The organism is Leifsonia sp. 115AMFTsu3.1 (genome assembly GCF_004362795.1).
In the GTDB taxonomy this organism is placed as follows: Bacteria; Actinomycetota; Actinomycetes; order Actinomycetales; family Microbacteriaceae; genus Leifsonia.
Window position 1 is genome coordinate 131713 of the sequence record NZ_SNYB01000002.1, and the last position, 17946, is coordinate 149658.

A 17946-nucleotide genomic window follows, 5' to 3' on the forward strand; every position below is an offset into this window, starting at 1 on the left:
TCAGGCCTTCTCGCGCAGGTTCTCGGCGATCTTCGCGAGCGACCCGTCGAGCGCCTGCTGCATCCCGTCGAACTCCTGCGTCGTGTGGATGCTCAGCTCGACACCGTCGTCGGTCAGGCGGAGGGAGCCGTGGTAGTCATGCGGCCCGGGAGCCGACCAGCGCACCTCGCGTGCGGCATGATCCACGTCGAAGTTCGCCTCGGAGGTGACCGTCTGGTCGGTGCCGTCCTGGTCGGCGTCGACGTGGGCGGTCGTCTCGACCTTGCCGTCGGGCAGTTCGTGCGCCTCGGTCATGCGCGGGAAGTAGGCGGGAAGGTTCTCCGGGTCGGAGACGTAGTCGAAGTACTCGTCGGCGTCGCCATCGAGCGCTCGCTTCGCGGTGTATGTGGGCATGCCGCGACCGTACGCTCGCCCCGCCCCCTCCGCATCCCCTTCACCCCCACCGTCGAGTCCGCAAACTTTGCACGCACTACCCCGTCGAAGCGTGCAATTTGTGCGGACTCGACGGTGGGGGTCAGGGGGCGAGGGAGGTGCGGGACGAGCGGGCGGCGCGCGAGGGACGGGACGCGATCGCGGCGTCGAGGGCGACGGCGGTGAGGGTGAGGGCGCAGACGCCTGCGGCGCAGAGGATGAGGACCCCGGCTCCCAACGGAGCGATCAGCCCGGCGGCGGCCACGCCGATCGCGCTCCCGGCTACCTTCACCCCGGCGACGGTCGCAAAGACGCGCGCGGCAGCCCCGGGCGGCGAGTACTCGGTGCGGGCGGCGAGGGTCGCCGCGAACAGGGCGGAGTTGGATGCTCCCACGAGGGCGAAGGTCGCACCGCCGATCGCTGTCTCCGCCGAAGGCGCGAGCAGCGCCGCCAGGGGCAGCAGCAGCGCGACACCCGTGACCGCGACGCCGATGCGCACCAGCCGCTCGGGCGACCCGGACAACGGTCGCGCGATGAGCAGGAGCGCCGCGGCCAGCCCGCCCGCGCCGTAGAGCGCCATGAGGAGGGCTGCCGACGACGGCGCCGCGCCCCGGCTCGACGCGAGGGCGGCCGCGATCACCGGCGCCGCGGCGAGGGCGATCGCTGAGCCGACCGTGGCGACGGTGGTGCGCCGAAGGGGCGCGGACGTCAGCAGCACCGGAAGGATGCCGCCGCCGTCAGCGCGCGCGGCCGTCCGGCGGGAGCGCGGCAGCCAGAGCACCGGGACCGCGCCGATCACCAGCAGCCCTGCCGTTGCGGCCAGCGCCCCGGCGGGCGAGAGGAGGACAGCGCCGGCGGCGACGGCGGCCGGGCCGACCGTCCCCGCGACGCCGTACGTCAACGCATCGAGAGCCTGTCCGCGCCGCTGGGTGACACTGGCTGCGTCCGCCGCAGACTCCTCTGCCGCAGACCGAGCCGCCAGGATGGAGGCCAACCGGCTGCTCAGCCCTCCCGTGACGAGCGGTCCCGCGGATCCGGCAGCTGCCAGCGCCACTGCCGCGCCGATGATGCTCACCGGCAGCGTCACCGCGGCGACGACGAGGAACGCCGCGTACCAGAGGAAAGCGCCGGCGAGCACCGGGCCCGGCCGCTCGCGCGCATCCAGCAGCCGCCCGGCGAGCGGCCCGATCAGGTGCGGGATGGTGAGCGCGGCGGCCAGCAGCCCTCCCGCGGCGGGACCGCCGGCGGCCGTTCCCGCGAGCACCGCCGCGACGATCGCCCCCGCGTCCGCCGACCGCGCCGTCACCGCCGAGGAGACGTAGGCGACGACGCCGGCTCTCCGCTCGCTCATGCGCCACACGTTGCCCCGGATCGCGTCACCTGTCAAGATAGTGACGTGACCTTCGAGTTCGTCGCGGGCAATCTCGCCCTCGACTTCGTGGCGACCGTCGCCGAACGCCGGACGACGGCGGTCGAACGCGTCCCGACCCCTGAGGCGCTGGCCCGCTGGTTCGCCGATGCGGGAGTGGTGGATGCGCCGCCACCCGTCGACGAGACCGGTCACCGTGAGGCCCTCCGCCTCCGCGAGACGATCTGGCAGCTCCTCACCACGGACCCGGGCGAACCGCTCGACGCGGGCGCCGTCCGGCAGCTGCAGCGTCACGCCGCGGCGGCCCTCCCGGTCGCCGTCCTCGCGACCGACCGCGCCGTCACCACGACGGGCGACCTCAGCGGCTGCCTCGCCGCGGTCGCGCGGGCCGCCGTGGACGCGTTCCGCCCCGAGAACGCCCGACACCTCAAGTGGTGCGAGGGCACGGACTGCACGCGGCCGTTTCTGGACGCGTCGCGCGCATCCAATCGCCGCTGGTGCGGGATGGCCGGCTGCGGCGACCGGGCGAAGGCGGCCGCCTACCGGGCCCGCAAGCGCACTGGCCGCGAAGCGCCTCAGGTGCTCTGACGCACCACCAGCTCGGTCGGCAGCAGCGTCACGCGGTCGACGTGCTCGCCCGCGAGGCGCCGGACCAGTACGCGCGCCATCGTCTCGCCCAGCCCGATGGAGGGCTGGTGCACCGTCGTCAGCGGCGGCGTCGACATCAGGCCGAAGCTGTCGTCGTCGTACCCGACCACCGCGATGTCGCCCGGGATGCTGAGCCCCGCCTCGTGGATCGCCGAGTACGCCCCGGCCGCCATCTGGTCGTTCGCGGCGAACAGCCCGTCGATCGGACGGCCCTCCGCCAGCAGCCGCCGCATCGCTTCCGAGCCCGAGGCGGGTGAGAAGTCGCCATACGCAACGCGCGTGGCGTCGAGCCCGGCCGCATCCATCGCCCGCTTCCAGCCCGTGTAGCGGTCGAGGCCGGCCGGCATGTCCTGCGGTCCGGTGATGAGGGCGATGTTGCGGCGCCCGCGGTCGATCAGGTGCTGGGTGGCGACCTGCGCGCCGGCGACGTTGTCCACATCCACGTAATACGAGAGGTGCTCGGTCTCGCTGACCGGGCGTCCGCCGAAGACGAGAGGGAGGGATGTGCCCAGCTGTGCGTAGGAGTGGTCGCCCGAGTGGTGCGAGACCACGAGCGCTCCGTCGACGTTGCCGCCCATCAGGTAGCGCCGGGTCTTGTCGGGGGTGGTCTCCGACGAGATCACCATGTTGAGTGTGTACTCCGTGTCGGCGAGGCTGAGCGCCACCCCCTGGACGATGGATGCGAAGAACGGGTCGGCGAAGACCTTGGCCGTCGACTCCGGCACGACGAGGGCGACGACCTGCGTGCGCCGTGACGCCAGCGAGCGCGCGGCGCGGTTGGGCACGTAGTTGAGGTCGGCGATCGCCCGCTCCACCGCGGCGACGACCTCCGCCGTCACCTTGGGCGATCCGTTCACGACCCTCGACACGGTCGCGCGCGACACCCCGGCGCGCGCGGCCACCGCCTCCAGGGTCGGCACCGCCCCGCCCGTGATCTGCTCCGTCGTCATCGGGTCTCCTCGTCGCTCGCGTCCATGCTAGACGCGCGACGCGGCGACCTCCTCCGCGACGCCCTCCGCGCGTGCTGCCGCGATGACCTCGGCGAACGCCCGCCCCGAGTCTTTGACCGTGCGCTCCTGCGTCTCGTAGTCGACCCGCACGATCCCGAATCGCTTGGCGTACCCCCACGCCCACTCGAAGTTGTCGAGCAGCGACCAGACGAAGTACCCGCGCACGTCGGCTCCGTCGTCGATGGCACGGCCGACCGCGTCGATGTGAGCGAGGATGTACGCCGTGCGCTCGCTGTCGTGCACGCGGCCGTCGTCGGACACGACGTCCTCGTACGCGGCGCCGTTCTCGGTGATGTACAGCGGCGGCAGGGTCGGATAGTCGCGGGTGAGGCGCACCAACAGGCCGCGCAGCCCGTCGGGGTTGACCTCCCATCCCATCGCGGTGGTGGGCAGGTGCCGCGACGGGAAGGTCACGTCCTCGCTTCCGACGAACGGTGACGAGGTCGGCCGCGGCGTCGGCACGACCGGCGCGGGTTCGTCCGTGCCGAGGGGATGCCCGCTCACGTTGTCGTCGTGGTAGTGGTTCACGCCGAGGAAGTCGAGCGGCTGCGCGATCGCGGCGAGGTCGCCGTCCTGGACGAGCTCCTCGAACCGGTACTCGCGCACGTCCTCCAGCACGTCGGCCGGGTAGGCGCCGAGCAGCAGCGGCTCGAGGTACATCCGGTTCCACAGCCCGTCGATGCGACGGGCGGCCTCGCGGTCCACCGGATCGGCGGGGTCGTTCGGCACAGCGGTCGTGAGGTTTAGCGTGATGCCGAGCTTCAGCTCATCGCCCTTCCCGCGCTCCGTGGCGCGCGACCGGATCGCGGCTGCTGCGAGCCCGTGGGCGAGGTGCTGGTGGTGCAGCGCGGCGAGTCCGGCGCGCGGCTCCTGCCGCCCGGGGGCGTGCTCGCCGCCCGCGTAGCCGATCAGGGAGGAGCACAGCGGCTCGTTGAAAGTGGTCCAGTGGTCGACCCGGTCGCCGAGGGCGTCGTACACGGCGATCGCGTAGTCGCGGAACCGGTACGCGGTGTCGCGGTCCGCCCACCCGCCCTTCTCCTCGAGCGCCTGCGGGAGGTCCCAGTGGTACAGGGTGAGCCACGGCAGGATGCCGGCGCCGAGCAGCTCGTCGACCAGCCGGTCGTAGAACGCGAGCCCGGCCGGGTTCACGGTCCGGTCGCCCGGCTTCACCCGGGCCCACGACGTCGAGAACCGGTACGACTGCAGCCCGAGGGAGGCCATGAGCGCGACGTCCTGCGGCATGCGGTGGTAGTGGTCGACCGCCACCTCGGGGGTGTCGCCGCCGGCGATCGCCTGCGGGACCCGGGCGAAGGCATCCCAGATGGAGTCCTCCTTGCCGTCCTCGTGGGCGGCGCCCTCGATCTGCGCTGCGGCGGTGGCCGACCCCCAGAGGAAGCCGTCGGGCCAGGTGCGGTTCATTCTCAACCTTTCACCGCGCCGGCCATGATGCCGGAGACCAGCTGCCGGCCGGCGAGCACGAAGAGGATCAGCAGGGGGATGGTGGCGAGCACGGCTCCGGCGAGCACGATCGAGTAGTCGACGTACTTCGCCGACTGCAGCTGGCTGAGCGCCACCTGCAGCGTCGGGTTCTGCGGCGCGACGAGCAGGGGCCAGAGGTAGTCCGTCCACGCGGTCATGAAGGTGAAGAGGCCGAGGATCGCCATGGCCGGTCGGGCGGCGGGGACGCCGACGTGCCAGAACGTGCGGATCATGCTCGCGCCGTCGACGCGGGCCGCCTCGATGAGCTCCTCGGGGATCACGTCGACCAGGTACTGCCGCATGAAGAACACGCCGAACGCCGTGACCAGGGTCGGCACGATGACCGCGCCGAGGGTGCCCGTCCAGCCGAACTGCTTCATGACCATGAACAGCGGGATGATGCCGAGCTGTGTCGGCACCGCCAGCGTCCCGACGACGAAGACCATGAGGCCTTCCCGCCCGCGGAAGCGCAGCTTGGCGAACGCGTAGCCGGCGAGCGTCGAGAATCCGACGACCGAGACGGTGATGACCGACGCGACGATGATCGAGTTGCCGAGCGCCAGCCAGAACGGCACGGTGTTCAGCACTTCGCCGACGTTGGTCCAGAACTGCCCGCCGGGCAGCAGGGGCGGCCAGGTCGACGTGAGCACGGTGCTGTCGCTGGAGCCGGCGACGAACGACCACCACAGCGGGTAGGCGCCGCCGATGAACAGGGCGAGCAGGATGCCGTAGGTCAGGAATCCGGGCCGGCGGTCGATGCCGAGCGCCTTGCGCTTGGAGGCCCGTCCGGGTCGGGTCCCGGCGACAGGGCGGGGGGCGCGGGTCTCGCGCGCGGTGGCGGTCACAGGTTCTTCTCCTCGCTCGCTGCGGCCAGGATGCGCGAGGCCTGCAGTCGTTTCGCGGTCCGTTTCCTACTGAGCCGGCTCTCGGTCGAGGCGATGCGGCGCGAGATCAGGAAGTTGAGCACGCCGAACACCACGATCAGGAGGAACAGCAGCCACGCGATCGCCGAGGCCTTCCCGAAGTTCTGACGGTTGAACGCCATGTCCCAGAGGTAGAGCACGGTGGTCTGGTACTGCCGCTGCGGGCCGCCGGGCACCGCGCTCGACGGGTTGAACAGCTTCGGCTCGGTGAAGATCTGCAGTCCGCCGATGGTGGCCGTGATGATGACGAAGATCATCGTCGGGCGGATGCTCGGCAGCGTGATCGAGAAGAAGCGGCGGAACGATCCGGCGCCGTCGAGGGCGGCCGACTCGTGGATGTCGCGGGGGACCGCCTGCATGGCGGCCAGCAGGATGAGCGCGTTGTAGCCCGTCCAGCGCCAGTTCACCATGGAGGCGATGGCGACGTGCGACGGGAAGGTCTGGGTCTTCCACATCACGGGGTCGAGGCCGATGGCCTGCAGCATGTTGTTGATGAGGCCGTACTTCTCGTCGAACGCGCTCGAGAAGATCAGGGTCACGGCGACCGGGGTGACGACGTAGGGGAGCAGCACGCTCATCCGCCAGAAGGTCTTGGCGCGGATGTTCTGGTCGAGGATCGCCGCGATGAAGACGGCGGCGATCAGCTGCGGGATGGCGGAGAGCAGGAAGATGCTGATCGTGTTGAACAGCGAGTTCCAGAAGAACGGGTCGCTGAGCTCCGCTGCGTAGTTCTTGAAGCCGACCCACTCGCCGGGCCCGGTGAGCAGGTTCCAGTTGTTGAGCGAGACGACGAACGTGTAGACGAGGGGGAAGAGCCCGACCAGCCCGAAGAGGATGAAGAAGGGCGCGATGTAGAAGTAGGGCGACGCCTTGACGTCGAAGCGGCTGAGGCGCTGCCTGAAGTTGAGGTCGGCGCGTGGGGCGCGGCCGCGCCGCGGCGATGCGGCGGGGGCGGCGGCGCCTGCGGCGTCGTCCCGGGCGGTGGGTGCGGTGGTGGTCATGGCGGTTCTCCCCGTGGAGCGGGCCCCCGCCGCTGTTGCGACGGCGGGGGCCCTTGTGCGGTTTCGGGTTACTTGTTGACGACCAGCTGGTTGAGCAGCTTCATGGCGTTGCTCCACGCCTGGTCGCCGTTCGCCTTGCCGGAGTCGAGCTCCTGGACGGACGGCCCGAACACCTGCGACTGGATGACGGAGTCGTCCGGTCCCTTGTACTGGGCGACGACGCCCTTGGCGCGCTCGCCGAGGATCTGGCCGATCGGCGCGTTGTTGAAGAACTTCGTCAGGTCGCTCTCACCGGTGACGCCCGCGTCGGTCTGGGCGGCGGTCACCGACGGGAAGGTCCCCGCGGCCTGGAAGGTCTGGACCTGCGACTTGGCGGTGGTCAGCCATGCCGCGAGGGCCGCGGCCTCCTTCGGGTGCTTCGACTGCTTCGGAACGGTCAGGAACGACCCGCCCCAGTTGGCCGCGCCGCCCGGGAACACGTTGGCGAAGTCCCAGCCGCTGGTGGCATCCCCGCCGCCGGCCTTGACCTGGCCCTGCACGACGCCCAGCATCCAGCCGGGGCAGACGAACGTGGCGAAGGAGCCGTCGGTGAAGGCCTTGCCCTTGCCCCAGTCCCACTGGGTCTGGTTGGAGGAGAGACCGGCAGCAGCGCCGGCCGCGAGCTTCGACCACAGTGCCTTGAGGTCGCTGTTGTCCTCGATGTTGAGCTTGCCGTCCTTGGTGTAGTAGCCCTCCTCCTGCTGGTTCACCATGGCGTTCCAGATGAAGCCGGACTGGTCGTACCAGGGCTTGCCAGTGGCGGCGTGGTACTGCTCGCCGACCTTGAAGAAGTCGTCCCAGGTGGCGTTGTCGCCGCCGAACAGCTTGGCGACGGACTCGCGGTCGCTGGGGAGGCCGGCCGCGGCGAAGAGCTTGCCGTTGTAGCAGAGCCCCTCCGGTCCGATGTCGGTGCCGTACCCGATGATCCGGCCGCTCTTGTCGGTGGCCTGCTTCAGCTTCCAGTCGACCCAGCGGTCCTTGATGTCGTTGGCGCCGTAGTCCTTCAGGTCGTTGAACTGGTCGGAGACCTGCATGACCTTGCTGAGCCAGCCCTCTTCGACGGCCTGGACGTCGGGGAGGCCGCTGCCGGCCGCCTGCTTGGTCTGCCAGTCGGTGAGCGCGTTGTCACCGGTGTCGATGTTGGTGGCCTTGATCTTGATGCCGGGGTGCTCTTTCTCGTACTGCGAGTAGAGCTTGTCGAAGCCCATCGTGCCGAACGTGGTGACGGTCAGCGTGGTGGGGTCCGAGCTCGATCCGCTGCCTCCGCTCGATGAGCATCCGGCCGCGATGAGGGCGAAGGATGCTGCGCCGGCGACGGCCGCGGCGATCCTGGTGCGTCGTGAAAGCTTCACGGTTCACTCCTTTGTGCGTGTGTCTTGTGTGCGCCTGGTGCGCGCTGAGAGCGCTCTCATTGCAAAAACGTGAGAGCGCTCTCACGCGTTGGAACAGAATGTAGATCGCTTCCGGTGCTCGTGTCAAGTCCTGCGTGGTCGCGCTCTCATCCGCGTCTTTCCGGGACATGCGAAACGGCCGCCACCCCGAGGGGTGACGGCCGTCCCGTGAGCGTCGCGCTAGTCGACCGCGGGCCGCGGGCGCTGCGCCCGAGTGGATGCGGTGTCCGCACCCGGCTCGATCAGCGCACCGAATTCGGCAGCGGCGCGATTGGCGATGATGCCGGTGTCGTACTCCTCGGCGTCGTCGTCCTCCGCCGCGGACGCGAGCACACCCGCGGGGGTGAGCGCGCGATCCTTCTCGGCCTGCGCGTCGGCCGCGTCGGCTGCGTCGTCCGCCGCCTCCTGCAGGGCCGACTTGGCGCGCAGCGGCGGGGTCTTGAAGAACAGCGACAGCACGAAGGCGATCAGCACCACGATCATCGCGACCCAGTAGACCGTCACCGCCGAGGCGTTGAAGGCCACGAGGAACGGCTGCGCGAGGCGCGGGTCCGCGTCGTTCAGGAACGAGGTGTCGTTGACGTCAGCGCTGTTGGAGCCGCTGTTCGTCGTCTTGAGCTTGTCGGCGACCGTCGGCACGACGGCGTCGACGACCTGCTTGCGCTGATCGGCGTTCGAGAAGTCGATCGGCTCGGCGGGCACCTTCTGCTCGGCGACGGCCTGCGGGACGCCCTGGGCGACCGCCTGCTGGACACCGGCCTGGTGCGCCTGGGCCTGTGCCTGCTTCTCGATCGGGTCGACGATCTTGTTGTAGATCTGGTCCATGATCTGCTTGTTCTCGGGCGCGCTGGCGACCGACGGTGTGAGCGCGGCATCCAGAGCGCTGGTCAGCGTCGGGGTGTCGGTCAGCGCCGTCTTGATGTTCGTCGGGAACACCGTGAACAGCAGGGACAGCAGGACGGCCGTGCCGAGCGTTCCACCGATCTGTCGGAAGAACGTGGATGCGCTGGTCGCGACACCCATGTCCCGCAGGCCGACCGAGTTCTGGCTGGCGATGGTCAGCGTCTGCATCAGCTGGCCGAGGCCCAGGCCGATCAGCAGCATGGCGCCCGCGATGAACCAGTACGAGTCGTCCGCCTTGATGAAGGTCAGGTAGAAGAACCCACCGGCGAGCATCGCGGTACCGATGATCGGGAACTGCCGGTAGCGGCCGGTGCGCGCGATGATCTGGCCGGAGACGATCGACGACACCATCAGGCCGAGGATCATCGGCAGCAGCTGCAGACCGGACTCCGTCGGAGTCGAACCGAGCACCAGCTGCAGGTACAGCGGCAGGGTCAGCATGGCGCCGAACATCCCGAAGCCCACGAAGACGCCGATGATGGTCGCCATAGAGAAGGTGCTCGAGCGGAACAGCTTGATCGGGATGAGCGCGTCGTCCTTCATCGCGATCTCGATGAGGATGAACGCGATAACGCCGATGACGCCGATCACGTAGCAGGCGATGGAGGCCGGGCTGTCCCAGCCCCAGGTGCGGCCCTGCTCGGCCACCAGCAGCAGCGGGACGAGCGCGACGATCACGCCGGCCGCACCCCACCAGTCGATACGGGCGGACCCGCGTTCCCGCTTGGGCAGGTGCAGGAAGCGCAGCACCATCGCGAGCGCGGCCAGGCCGATCGGCACGTTGATGAGGAAGACCCAGCGCCATCCGGTGATCCAGAGGATCTGGTCCGCACCGGCGAAGAGTCCGCCGATCAGCGGGCCGATGAGGCTGGAGATGCCGAAGACGGCGAGGAAGTAGCCCTGGTACTTCGCCCGCTCTCGCGGTGCGAGCATGTCGCCCATGATCGCGAGCGGCATCGACATCAGACCGCCGGCGCCGAGGCCCTGGATGGCACGGAAGGCCGCGAGCTCGACCATCGACGTCGAGAACGACGCCAGGATCGATCCGACGATGAAGATCACGATGGCGATGACGAACAGCGGCCGACGGCCGAAGATGTCGGAGAGCTTGCCGTAGATCGGCGTCGAGATCGTCGAGACGATCAGGTAGCCGGTGGTGACCCACGCCTGCTCGCTGAGTCCGTGCAGGTCATCGCCGATGGTGCGGATCGCCGTGCCGACGATCGTCTGGTCGAGGGCGGACAGGAACATGCCGGCCATGAGGCCGAAGATCACGAGAAGGATCTCGCGATGCGACATGATCGGTTTGGGTGCGGCTGTCGCCGCGCTGGTCTGACTGGACATCTGTCTCCGTGTCGAGAGTCGGGTGTGGGGACGCCCGGCACGCGGAACGTCACACCGGTGTGGGGCAAAGAGAATTTTGCGGAGACTGCAAAGTTACACCCGCTGCCTGGATACTCACAACGCATGCGGGAGGTACCGCGCTCACTCGTTCGCCAGCGGCGAACAGGGGACGGTGGCAGCGTTGCCATCAGCGGGAAACCGCGCTCTCCGTGTGGCGGAAAACGAACGCAGGTGGCCCCCATCCAGGTGACGCATATATAGAAGGCGTACGTTGGAAACGCCGACCCCCGACCGTCTCTTAAATCGCCTCGAAAGTTCTATGAGATCTCTCAGCCGTCCCCGCCGCATCCTCGCCGCAGCCGCTGTCGCCGCCTCCGCGGCGCTCGTCTTCACGGCATGCGCCGGTGAGCCGTCGCCGGTCACGAAGGCCGTCGCGCAGGCCGCCGCGCCCACCCCGTCCCCGTCCGCGACCGTCGTGTCGTCGGTGCAGCCCGCCGCGGGCAGCGTCTCCGGCGGAACCGTCACCCTCACCGGCTCCAACCTCGAGAAGGTCGCCGCGGTCCAGGTCGGCGGTCAGCCGGCCACCGTCACCCACGCGACCGACGACAAGGTCGTCGTCACGGTCCCCGCCGCCGCCAACTTCCAGGCGGGCAGCGTGCCCATCACGGTCACCGACAAGAGCGGCAAGCCCGTGACCGCGACCACCGCCACGTACGACTACCAGGTGCAGACGCCGGTCGACAAGCAGCTCGCGTACGCGCTCACCTACTGGAAGAACTACAACACGGCCGAGTACGGCGACCTCAACCCGGTCGGCGGCGACTGCGCCAACTTCGTCAGCCAGACCCTCATCGCCCGTGGCTGGCAGATGAACGGCGACTGGTACAACCACGACGCCGCGGCCGACTGGAGCCCGGCGTGGGGATACGTCCCCGCCATGGACAACTACTTCCGTGAGAACGCCGCCAAGCTGGGTCTCACCGAGTACTCGTTCGACCAGCGCGACAAGATCAAGGTCGGGGACATCGTGATGTTCGACTGGAACGACAACAACTCGCTCGACCACGTCCAGATCGTGTCCGCCGTGCAGAACGTGAACGGCCAGATCAAGATCAAGATGGTGGGCCACAACGAGGACAGCGACTACCGCGACCTCGACGAGGCCATCACGGTCGACCACCCGGGTGGCATCGGCCACTTCTGGAGCCTCTCCAAGTAACGGTCGCCATTCCGGTCACACCCGCCGGGCCGCGTCACGCGCGTGAGCTATGCTCATCGCGTGACTCTGGGGGGTGCCCGCGAACGGCGGGTGGGGATGCGGCGCGCCGCCGTGATCGGCGGTGCACTCGTGGCGATGCTCGTGCTCTCGGGATGCGTCCCCGGCTCTGTCGCGGCGGCCGGTGCGACGCATCGTCCGACACCGCACCGCTCCGCCCCGTCGCCCCGGCCGCCGCGTCCGACCCCCACCCTCCCGCCGACGCCGACACCGGTGCCCTTCGACAAGACGGCGCAGTCGACCGACGATCCGGCCAGTCCCTGGGTCGTGGTCAACAAGGCGCGGGGGCTGAGCCCGGCGGACTACGCCCCCACCGACCTCATCTACCCGGACCTGCCGAATCTCAACGACCAGCCGATGAGGCAGGAGACGGCCGCCGCCGTCGTCGCCATGTTCCAGGCGGCGAAGTCGGAGGCGGGCCTGAGCCTCTCCATCCAGAGCGCCTATCGCTCCTTCGACTCGCAGACGCGCGTGTACGCCGACGACGTCGCCCGGAACGGGCAGGCATACGCCGACACGGACACCGCACGCCCGGGGCACAGTGAGCACCAGACGGGCCTGGCCGTCGACATCAGCGCCGTCCCCGCGCACTGCTCGCTCGACGCCTGCTTCGGCGAGACCGAGCAGGGCCGCTGGCTGGCGGCGAACGCCTGGCGCTTCGGATTCATCCTCCGCTACCCGGCCGACAAGGTCGCCGTCACGGGCTTCACGTACGAGCCGTGGCACTTCCGCTTCGTCGGAGTGCTCCTCTCCACGCAGCTGCACACCACTGGCGTCACCACTCTCGAGGAGTTCTTCGGGCTCCCGGGCGGCGAGACCTACCCCGGCTGACGGCGGGGCGACGCTGAGTCAGGCGCCCAACGCGTCCCCGACGATCCGCTTCGCCTCGTCCTGGACCTCGCGCAGGTCGTCCTCGCCCACGAACGACTCGGCATAGATCTTGTAGACGTTCTCCGTGCCGGAGGGCCGCGCGGCGAACCACGCCGACTCCGTCTGCACCTTCACGCCGCCGAGCGGCGCGTCGTTGCCCGGCGCGCGGCTCAGCTTCGCCGTGATCGCCTCGCCGGCCAGCTCGGTCGCGGTGATCGCGTCACCGTCGAGCTTCGAGAGCGCGGCCTTCTGCTCGGGCGTGGCCGGAGCATCCACCCGCTGGTACACGGGGTCGCCGAACCGCTCGGTCAGCTCGCGGTAGAGCTGCGACGGCGACTTGCCGGTCACGGCCCGGATCTCGCTGGCGAGCAGGGCCAGCAGGATGCCGTCCTTGTCGGTCGTCCAAGCGGTGCCGTCGAAGCGGAGGAAGGAAGCGCCGGCGCTCTCCTCGCCGCCGAAGCCGACCGTACCGTCGATGAGGCCGGGCACGAACCACTTGAAGCCGACCGGGACCTCCCACAGCCGACGGCCGAGCGACCCCGCGACGCGGTCGATGATCGACGACGACACGAGGGTCTTGCCCACCGCGGCGTCTTTCCGCCACTCGGTGCGCGTACGGAACAGGTAGTCGATCGCGACAGCGAGGTAGTGGTTCGGGTTCATCAGGCCGCCGTCGGGCGTGACGATCCCGTGGCGGTCGGCGTCCGCGTCGTTGCCGGTGAGGATGTCGAAGTCGGCGCGGCGGGCGACGACGGAGGCCATCGCGGAGGGGCTGGACGGGTCCATCCGGATCTTGCCGTCCCAGTCGAGCGTCATGAAGCCCCAGGTCGGGTCGACGTCCGGGTTCACGACGGTCAGATCGAGCTCGTAGCGCTCGGCGATCGCCTGCCAGTAGTTGACGCTCGCGCCGCCCAGCGGGTCGGCGCCGATGCGGATGCCGCTGTCGCGGATCGCCTTCACGTCGATGATGTTCTCGAGGTCGTCGACGTAGTGGCCGCGGAAGTCGTAGGTCTCGACGCCCGAAGGCTCCGCCATCCGCACCTCGGTCATGCCGTTCGCGATGATCTCGTTGGCGCGCTTCGCGATCCAGCCGGTCGCGTCGGTATCGGCCGGGCCGCCGTGCGGCGGGTTGTACTTGAAGCCGCCGTCCGACGGCGGGTTGTGGCTCGGGGTGACGACGATGCCGTCGGCCTGGTCGTCATGGCCGCCCCGGTTGTAGCGGATGATCGCGTGCGACAGGGCGGGGGTCGGCACCCAGTCGTCGAACTCGTCGACCAGCACGCGCACCTCGTTGCCGACGAGCACGGCGAGGGCGGTGGTCGTCGCGAACTCGCTGAGCAGATGCGTGTCCGCACCGAGGAACAGCGGACCGGTGATGCCCTGGCTGTTGCGGTACTCGACGATCGCCTGCGTGGTGGCGGCGATGTGGTCCTCATTGAACGCCGTGTTCAGCGACGAGCCGCGATGGCCCGATGTGCCGAACACCACGCGCTGCTCCGGGATGCTCACATCCGGCTTCAGCTCGTAGTACGCGCGCCGCAGGGCGTCGACGTCGATCAGGTCGGAAGGCTGGGCGGGGGTGCCGGCTCGTTCGTCCATGATGACTACTCTTCCACGGCACGGGAGCCACGCCAACGGCTCGGTAAGCTGAGCGGCATGTCCTCCGCCCCCGACAGCGCCCCCGCGGAGCTGCCCGCCTCCCTCGACGACGTGTACAGCTTCCTCGGACCGTCGGGCACCTTCACGGAGGCGGCCCTCAAGCAGGTGCCCGAGGCGCGCGGCAAGCAGTGGCGGGCCGTCAACAACCTCGGCGAGGCGCTGGCGGATGTCGTGGAGGGTCGCAGTGTCGCCGCGATGATCGCGATCGAGAACTCGATCGAGGGCGGGGTGTCGGTGGCGCAGGACGCACTGGCCACGATCCCGGGCCTGCGCATCATCGGCGAGTACCTCGTGCCGGTGAACTTCGTCCTCGTCGCCCGCCCGGGCACGACCCTCGCCGACGTGCACACCGTGAACGCGCATCCCGTCGCCTACGCGCAGTGTCACCAGTGGCTCGACCGTCACCTCCCCGACCACGGCCACCTGCCGGCGTCGAGCAACGTCGCCGCGGCCGCGTCGCTCTTCGAGGGCAGCGCAGCGGATGCGGCGGTCGCGCCGCCCGGGATCGTCGACCACCACGACGTGGTCGTCCTCGCCGACAACATCGGCGACAACCCGAACGCCGTCACCCGCTTCGTCCTCGTCAGCACGACGCGCAGCGTGCCGGAGCCGACCGGAGCCGACAAGACCAGCCTCATCGCCGAGCTTCCCGACGACCGTCCCGGCAGCCTCCTCGACCTCCTCGAGCAGTTCTCCACCCGGGGGATCAACCTGAGCCTCATCGAGTCGCGCCCGATCGGCGACGCGCTCGGCCGGTACCGGTTCGTCATCGACGCGGACGGCCACATCGCGGACGAGCGCGTCGCCGACGCCCTGCTCGGTCTCCGCCGGTTCAGCCCGTCCGTGATGTTCCTCGGCTCGTACCCGCGGGCCGACGGTCAGCGGGTGGAGTTCGACCAGCGCTATCGCGACGACGTCTTCACCGAGGCGCGCGAGTGGCTGGCCTCCCTGACCGACGAGGAGCGGCCGGCAGGCGCGCAGGGCGGCGCGTCGGCGTAGGCTGCCGAACAGGACAGCCGGGAGGTCATCATGGTCGCAGACGAGCGTGACGACAGTGGTCGGGCGGACGGATTCGACCCGCGCTTCGACCCCGCATTCCAGCGCGGTTATCAGCCGCAGCCGGGCGAGCGCGCCCGCACGCGCGTCCGCGCCGATGCTCCCGACTCGGCCTACCGCCGGCCGTCGTCGCTGCTGCGAACGCGTGAGGACGCTGCGCCCGCGACGCCGTCCGAACCGCTGACTCCGTACGAAGAGGCGGCGCTCTCGCTCGATGGGGGCCGCCCCGCCCTGCCCGATCCGCTGGAGGCCGGGGCACCCGCCGCTCAGACGGTCGTGGTCGCCTCCGCCGGCTCGCTTGCGGGCGTCGAGCTGAACCCGCGGCGCAACCCCTTCATCCTCGCCCTCTGGCTCATCGGCGGCGGGTTCGTCGTGCTCGGCATCGTGCTCTACGCCGTCTCGGTGACGTCGTCGTACAGCGGCCCGACGCCCAGCACCGACGTGGGCGCGCTGGTGTTCGCCCAGCTCGGGTGGATGCTCGCGGGGCCGCTCATCACCGTCGGCCTGCTCACCCTTGTCGGCCTGCTGTTCCTGACCGCGCTCTCCGGTCGGCGGATGCGGGATGCGATTCCGGAGGACGACGCCCCGGCGGGATGACGTCGGGCACAGCTGTCTCTCGGAGCGCGCGGAGGTCGCCATACACTGCGGCCAGGCCGACGGCTCTCGACGATGTCGACGACCCGTCGGACCGACGCGAGAGAGGATCCACCGTGACGTTGCGCCGCACTCCCTTCCCCGGCAGACTCGCCGTCGGCATGCTGGCGCTCGCGGCCGCCCTCCCGCTGCTCGCCGGCTGCACGGCGTCGCCCGCACCAAGTGCCACCCCCTCGCCGTCGGCCGCCGCAGACGTCAACGGGCTGCCCGCCGGGGTTCAGCAGGCGACGGACGTGCCGACCGCCGTACCGAACACTCCCGAACTGCGCCGCGCCGTCACGGTCTCGTCGTGCGAGAAGGCGGACGGCGGCTGGAAGGCGGCCGGGACGGCCAAGAACACCACCGACGCTCCCGTCGAACTGACGGTCACCATCTTCTTCACGAGCGACAAGGGCACGGTGCTCGGGACGGGCGACACGAAGGTCGCGATCGAGCCGCAGACCGAGGCTCGGTGGACGGTCGCGTCGAAGCTCACCCCGACGTCGAAGACCCTGTGCGTGCTCCGCGGGGTGGGCTGACTCGCCCGCTCGGCCTGTTCCTTTTGCGCCCGACTTCCGCTCTATAGGCGCGACTTCGGGCGTTCCTCGTCATGATTCGATCAGTAGACCTCTCTGTCCAGGTGAAGCCACCTTCGACAGGCAAGGAGTCCACAGATGGATCGAGACACCCCTCCGAACACCAGCGCACGATCGCCGAGACGGAGGCGAGCCCGGCGCGCCTGGCCCGTGGCCGCCGTCCTCGGCTTGGCCGCGGCCGCCGTCGCCGTCCCGGCGCAGGGGGCCGCCGCGACGCCCGGTCCCGGCTCCTACGTGGCGCTCGGTGACTCGTACGTCGCCGGCCAGGCACTCGACCACCTGACGGGCGCGTACCCCGAGTGCCTCCAGTCCGTGGCGAACTACCCGCGCACAGCCGCGTGGCGTGCCGGGCTGATCGCTAACGACCAGAGCTGCTCGGGCGCGACGATCCCCGACCTCTTCGCCGCGAAGGGCGCGATCCCGGCGCAGACCGACGCGCTCAGCGCATCCACTCAGGTGGTCACCCTCTCGATCGGGGGCAACGACCTCGGGTTCTCGGCCATCCTGCGCTCGTGCCTGGCCGCCTCCGCGGACGGTCCGCTGTGGAGCGGCGAGAAGTCGTGCCGTGAGAAGTACACGGTCGGCGGCGTGGACACCCTGAGCGCGAAAGCGGCCGGGGCCGTCGCTCCGGCGGTCGGCGAGGCCGTCACCCGCATCCGAGCGAAGGCGCCGAACGCCCGCGTCGTCGTGGTGGGCTACCCCACGCTCATGCCGGATGCCGCCCACACACCCGCAGGAGGCTGCTTCTCGCCGCTGACCTCGAGCAAGCCGGCCTTGCCGTTCGCGACCACTGACTTGGACTACTTCCACGGCGTCCAGTCGACCCTCGACACCCGCACCCAGGCTGCGGTCCACGCCGCGGGCGCCGAATACGTCTCGCTGCTGGCCGACACCGCCGAGCACTCGGTCTGCAGCACGACGCCGTACATCGACGGGATCACCCTCTCCGGTTTCGTGCTCTCCCCGACCTCGATGCACCCGAACCTGGCCGGCCTCGGCTACCAGGGCCGGGCCGTCGGCGCGGTGCTGAAGGCGCCGCGCGACTTCCAGGGTGTGACCGGCGCGCTGGTCTCCCTCGGCGGGACCTCCGCCGACCTGCAGATCCACGTTCCGTTGGCTACGCTGCACACCACGCCGGATGTCGCGGCCGAGGTGAACGGGTCGTACGTCGCGAACGTCAACGGCGAGCACGGCTGGTACGTCTGGTTCGAGAACCGTGAGGACACCCGGGTGTACCACGTGACCGTCACGGTCAAGCCGGGCGACACCGTGCGGTTGCGGACGGCGACCGGCGCGGTGCAGGTGCTGACCCTGACGCCGAAGGCGTAGGCCGAGCGG

General features: G+C 70.0%; 16 protein-coding genes. 7 read left to right on the forward strand and 9 right to left on the reverse strand.

All coding sequences use genetic code 11. The features are described 5' to 3' along the window. Both AXZ95_RS11620 and AXZ95_RS11625 read right to left on the reverse strand, forming a co-directional pair. Positions 1 to 393, reverse strand: coding sequence for a hypothetical protein (locus tag AXZ95_RS11620; protein ID WP_018192642.1), 393 nt, complete (start codon positions 391 to 393; stop codon positions 1 to 3). Positions 394 to 514: 121 nt separating this feature from the next. After that, a complete protein-coding gene (locus AXZ95_RS11625; protein WP_018192641.1) occupies positions 515 to 1762 on the reverse strand; it encodes a hypothetical protein in 1248 nt (415 codons plus the stop codon). Positions 1763 to 1807: 45 nt separating this feature from the next. On the opposite strand from AXZ95_RS11625, the gene AXZ95_RS11630 reads away from it, so the two are divergent. Continuing rightward, positions 1808 to 2368, forward strand: coding sequence for a CGNR zinc finger domain-containing protein (locus AXZ95_RS11630; protein WP_018192640.1), 561 nt, complete (start codon positions 1808 to 1810; stop codon positions 2366 to 2368). Here AXZ95_RS11630 and AXZ95_RS11635 read toward each other — a convergent pair. The 6 genes from AXZ95_RS11635 to AXZ95_RS11660 form a co-directional block, all read right to left on the reverse strand. Then, a complete protein-coding gene (locus AXZ95_RS11635; RefSeq protein ID WP_018192639.1) occupies positions 2356 to 3378 on the reverse strand; it encodes a LacI family DNA-binding transcriptional regulator in 1023 nt (340 codons plus the stop codon). The two genes, AXZ95_RS11630 and AXZ95_RS11635, sit on opposite strands and share 13 nt — an antisense overlap. A gap of 27 nt (positions 3379 to 3405) precedes the next feature. Beyond that, positions 3406 to 4857: a GH1 family beta-glucosidase gene (locus AXZ95_RS11640; RefSeq protein WP_018192638.1), complete on the reverse strand. Its 1452-nt coding sequence runs from the start codon at positions 4855 to 4857 to the stop codon at positions 3406 to 3408. Between the two features lie 2 nt (positions 4858 to 4859). Beyond that, on the reverse strand, positions 4860 to 5762 hold the full coding sequence (locus AXZ95_RS11645) for a carbohydrate ABC transporter permease (RefSeq protein ID WP_018192637.1): 903 nt from the start codon (positions 5760 to 5762) through the stop codon (positions 4860 to 4862). Beyond that, positions 5759 to 6841, reverse strand: a complete 1083-nt coding sequence (locus tag AXZ95_RS11650; protein ID WP_018192636.1) for a sugar ABC transporter permease — start codon at positions 6839 to 6841, stop codon at positions 5759 to 5761. Before AXZ95_RS11650 ends, AXZ95_RS11645 begins: the two co-directional genes overlap by 4 nt. A 68-nt stretch (positions 6842 to 6909) precedes the next feature. After that, positions 6910 to 8232: an ABC transporter substrate-binding protein gene (locus AXZ95_RS11655; protein ID WP_018192635.1), complete on the reverse strand. Its 1323-nt coding sequence runs from the start codon at positions 8230 to 8232 to the stop codon at positions 6910 to 6912. Between the two features lie 219 nt (positions 8233 to 8451). Further along, a complete protein-coding gene (locus AXZ95_RS11660) occupies positions 8452 to 10518 on the reverse strand; it encodes an MDR family MFS transporter (protein WP_018192634.1) in 2067 nt (688 codons plus the stop codon). A 319-nt stretch (positions 10519 to 10837) separates the two neighbouring features. Here AXZ95_RS11660 and AXZ95_RS11665 point away from each other — a divergent pair, with 319 nt between their 5' ends. Next, on the forward strand, positions 10838 to 11737 hold the full coding sequence (locus AXZ95_RS11665) for a DUF1287 domain-containing protein (RefSeq protein WP_018192633.1): 900 nt from the start codon (positions 10838 to 10840) through the stop codon (positions 11735 to 11737). Positions 11738 to 11797: 60 nt separating this feature from the next. Beyond that, a complete protein-coding gene (locus tag AXZ95_RS11670) occupies positions 11798 to 12625 on the forward strand; it encodes a M15 family metallopeptidase (protein ID WP_231374516.1) in 828 nt (275 codons plus the stop codon). Positions 12626 to 12643: 18 nt separating this feature from the next. On the opposite strand, the gene pgm is transcribed toward AXZ95_RS11670, so the two are convergent. After that, positions 12644 to 14263 (reverse strand): phosphoglucomutase (alpha-D-glucose-1,6-bisphosphate-dependent), encoded by a 1620-nt coding sequence (gene pgm, locus AXZ95_RS11675; protein WP_018192631.1) that lies wholly within the window; start codon positions 14261 to 14263, stop codon positions 12644 to 12646. Between the two features lie 57 nt (positions 14264 to 14320). On the opposite strand from pgm, the gene pheA reads away from it, so the two are divergent. The 4 genes from pheA (at position 14321) to AXZ95_RS11695 (ending at position 17937) form a co-directional block, all read left to right on the forward strand. Next, complete coding sequence (gene pheA, locus AXZ95_RS11680) at positions 14321 to 15322, forward strand: prephenate dehydratase (protein ID WP_018192630.1); 1002 nt, start codon at positions 14321 to 14323, stop codon at positions 15320 to 15322. 30 nt (positions 15323 to 15352) lie between these two features. Next, a complete protein-coding gene (locus tag AXZ95_RS11685; RefSeq protein WP_018192629.1) occupies positions 15353 to 15976 on the forward strand; it encodes a hypothetical protein in 624 nt (207 codons plus the stop codon). Positions 15977 to 16089: 113 nt separating this feature from the next. After that, the gene (locus AXZ95_RS11690) at positions 16090 to 16551 is read left to right on the forward strand and encodes a hypothetical protein (RefSeq protein WP_018192628.1); all 462 of its coding nucleotides are present in this window, start codon (positions 16090 to 16092) and stop codon (positions 16549 to 16551) included. Between the two features lie 135 nt (positions 16552 to 16686). Then, positions 16687 to 17937 carry an SGNH/GDSL hydrolase family protein gene (locus AXZ95_RS11695; RefSeq protein ID WP_231371188.1) on the forward strand — a complete coding sequence of 417 codons (1251 nt, stop codon included), beginning with the start codon at positions 16687 to 16689 and terminating at the stop codon, positions 17935 to 17937. Positions 17938 to 17946: the final 9 nt, after the last annotated feature.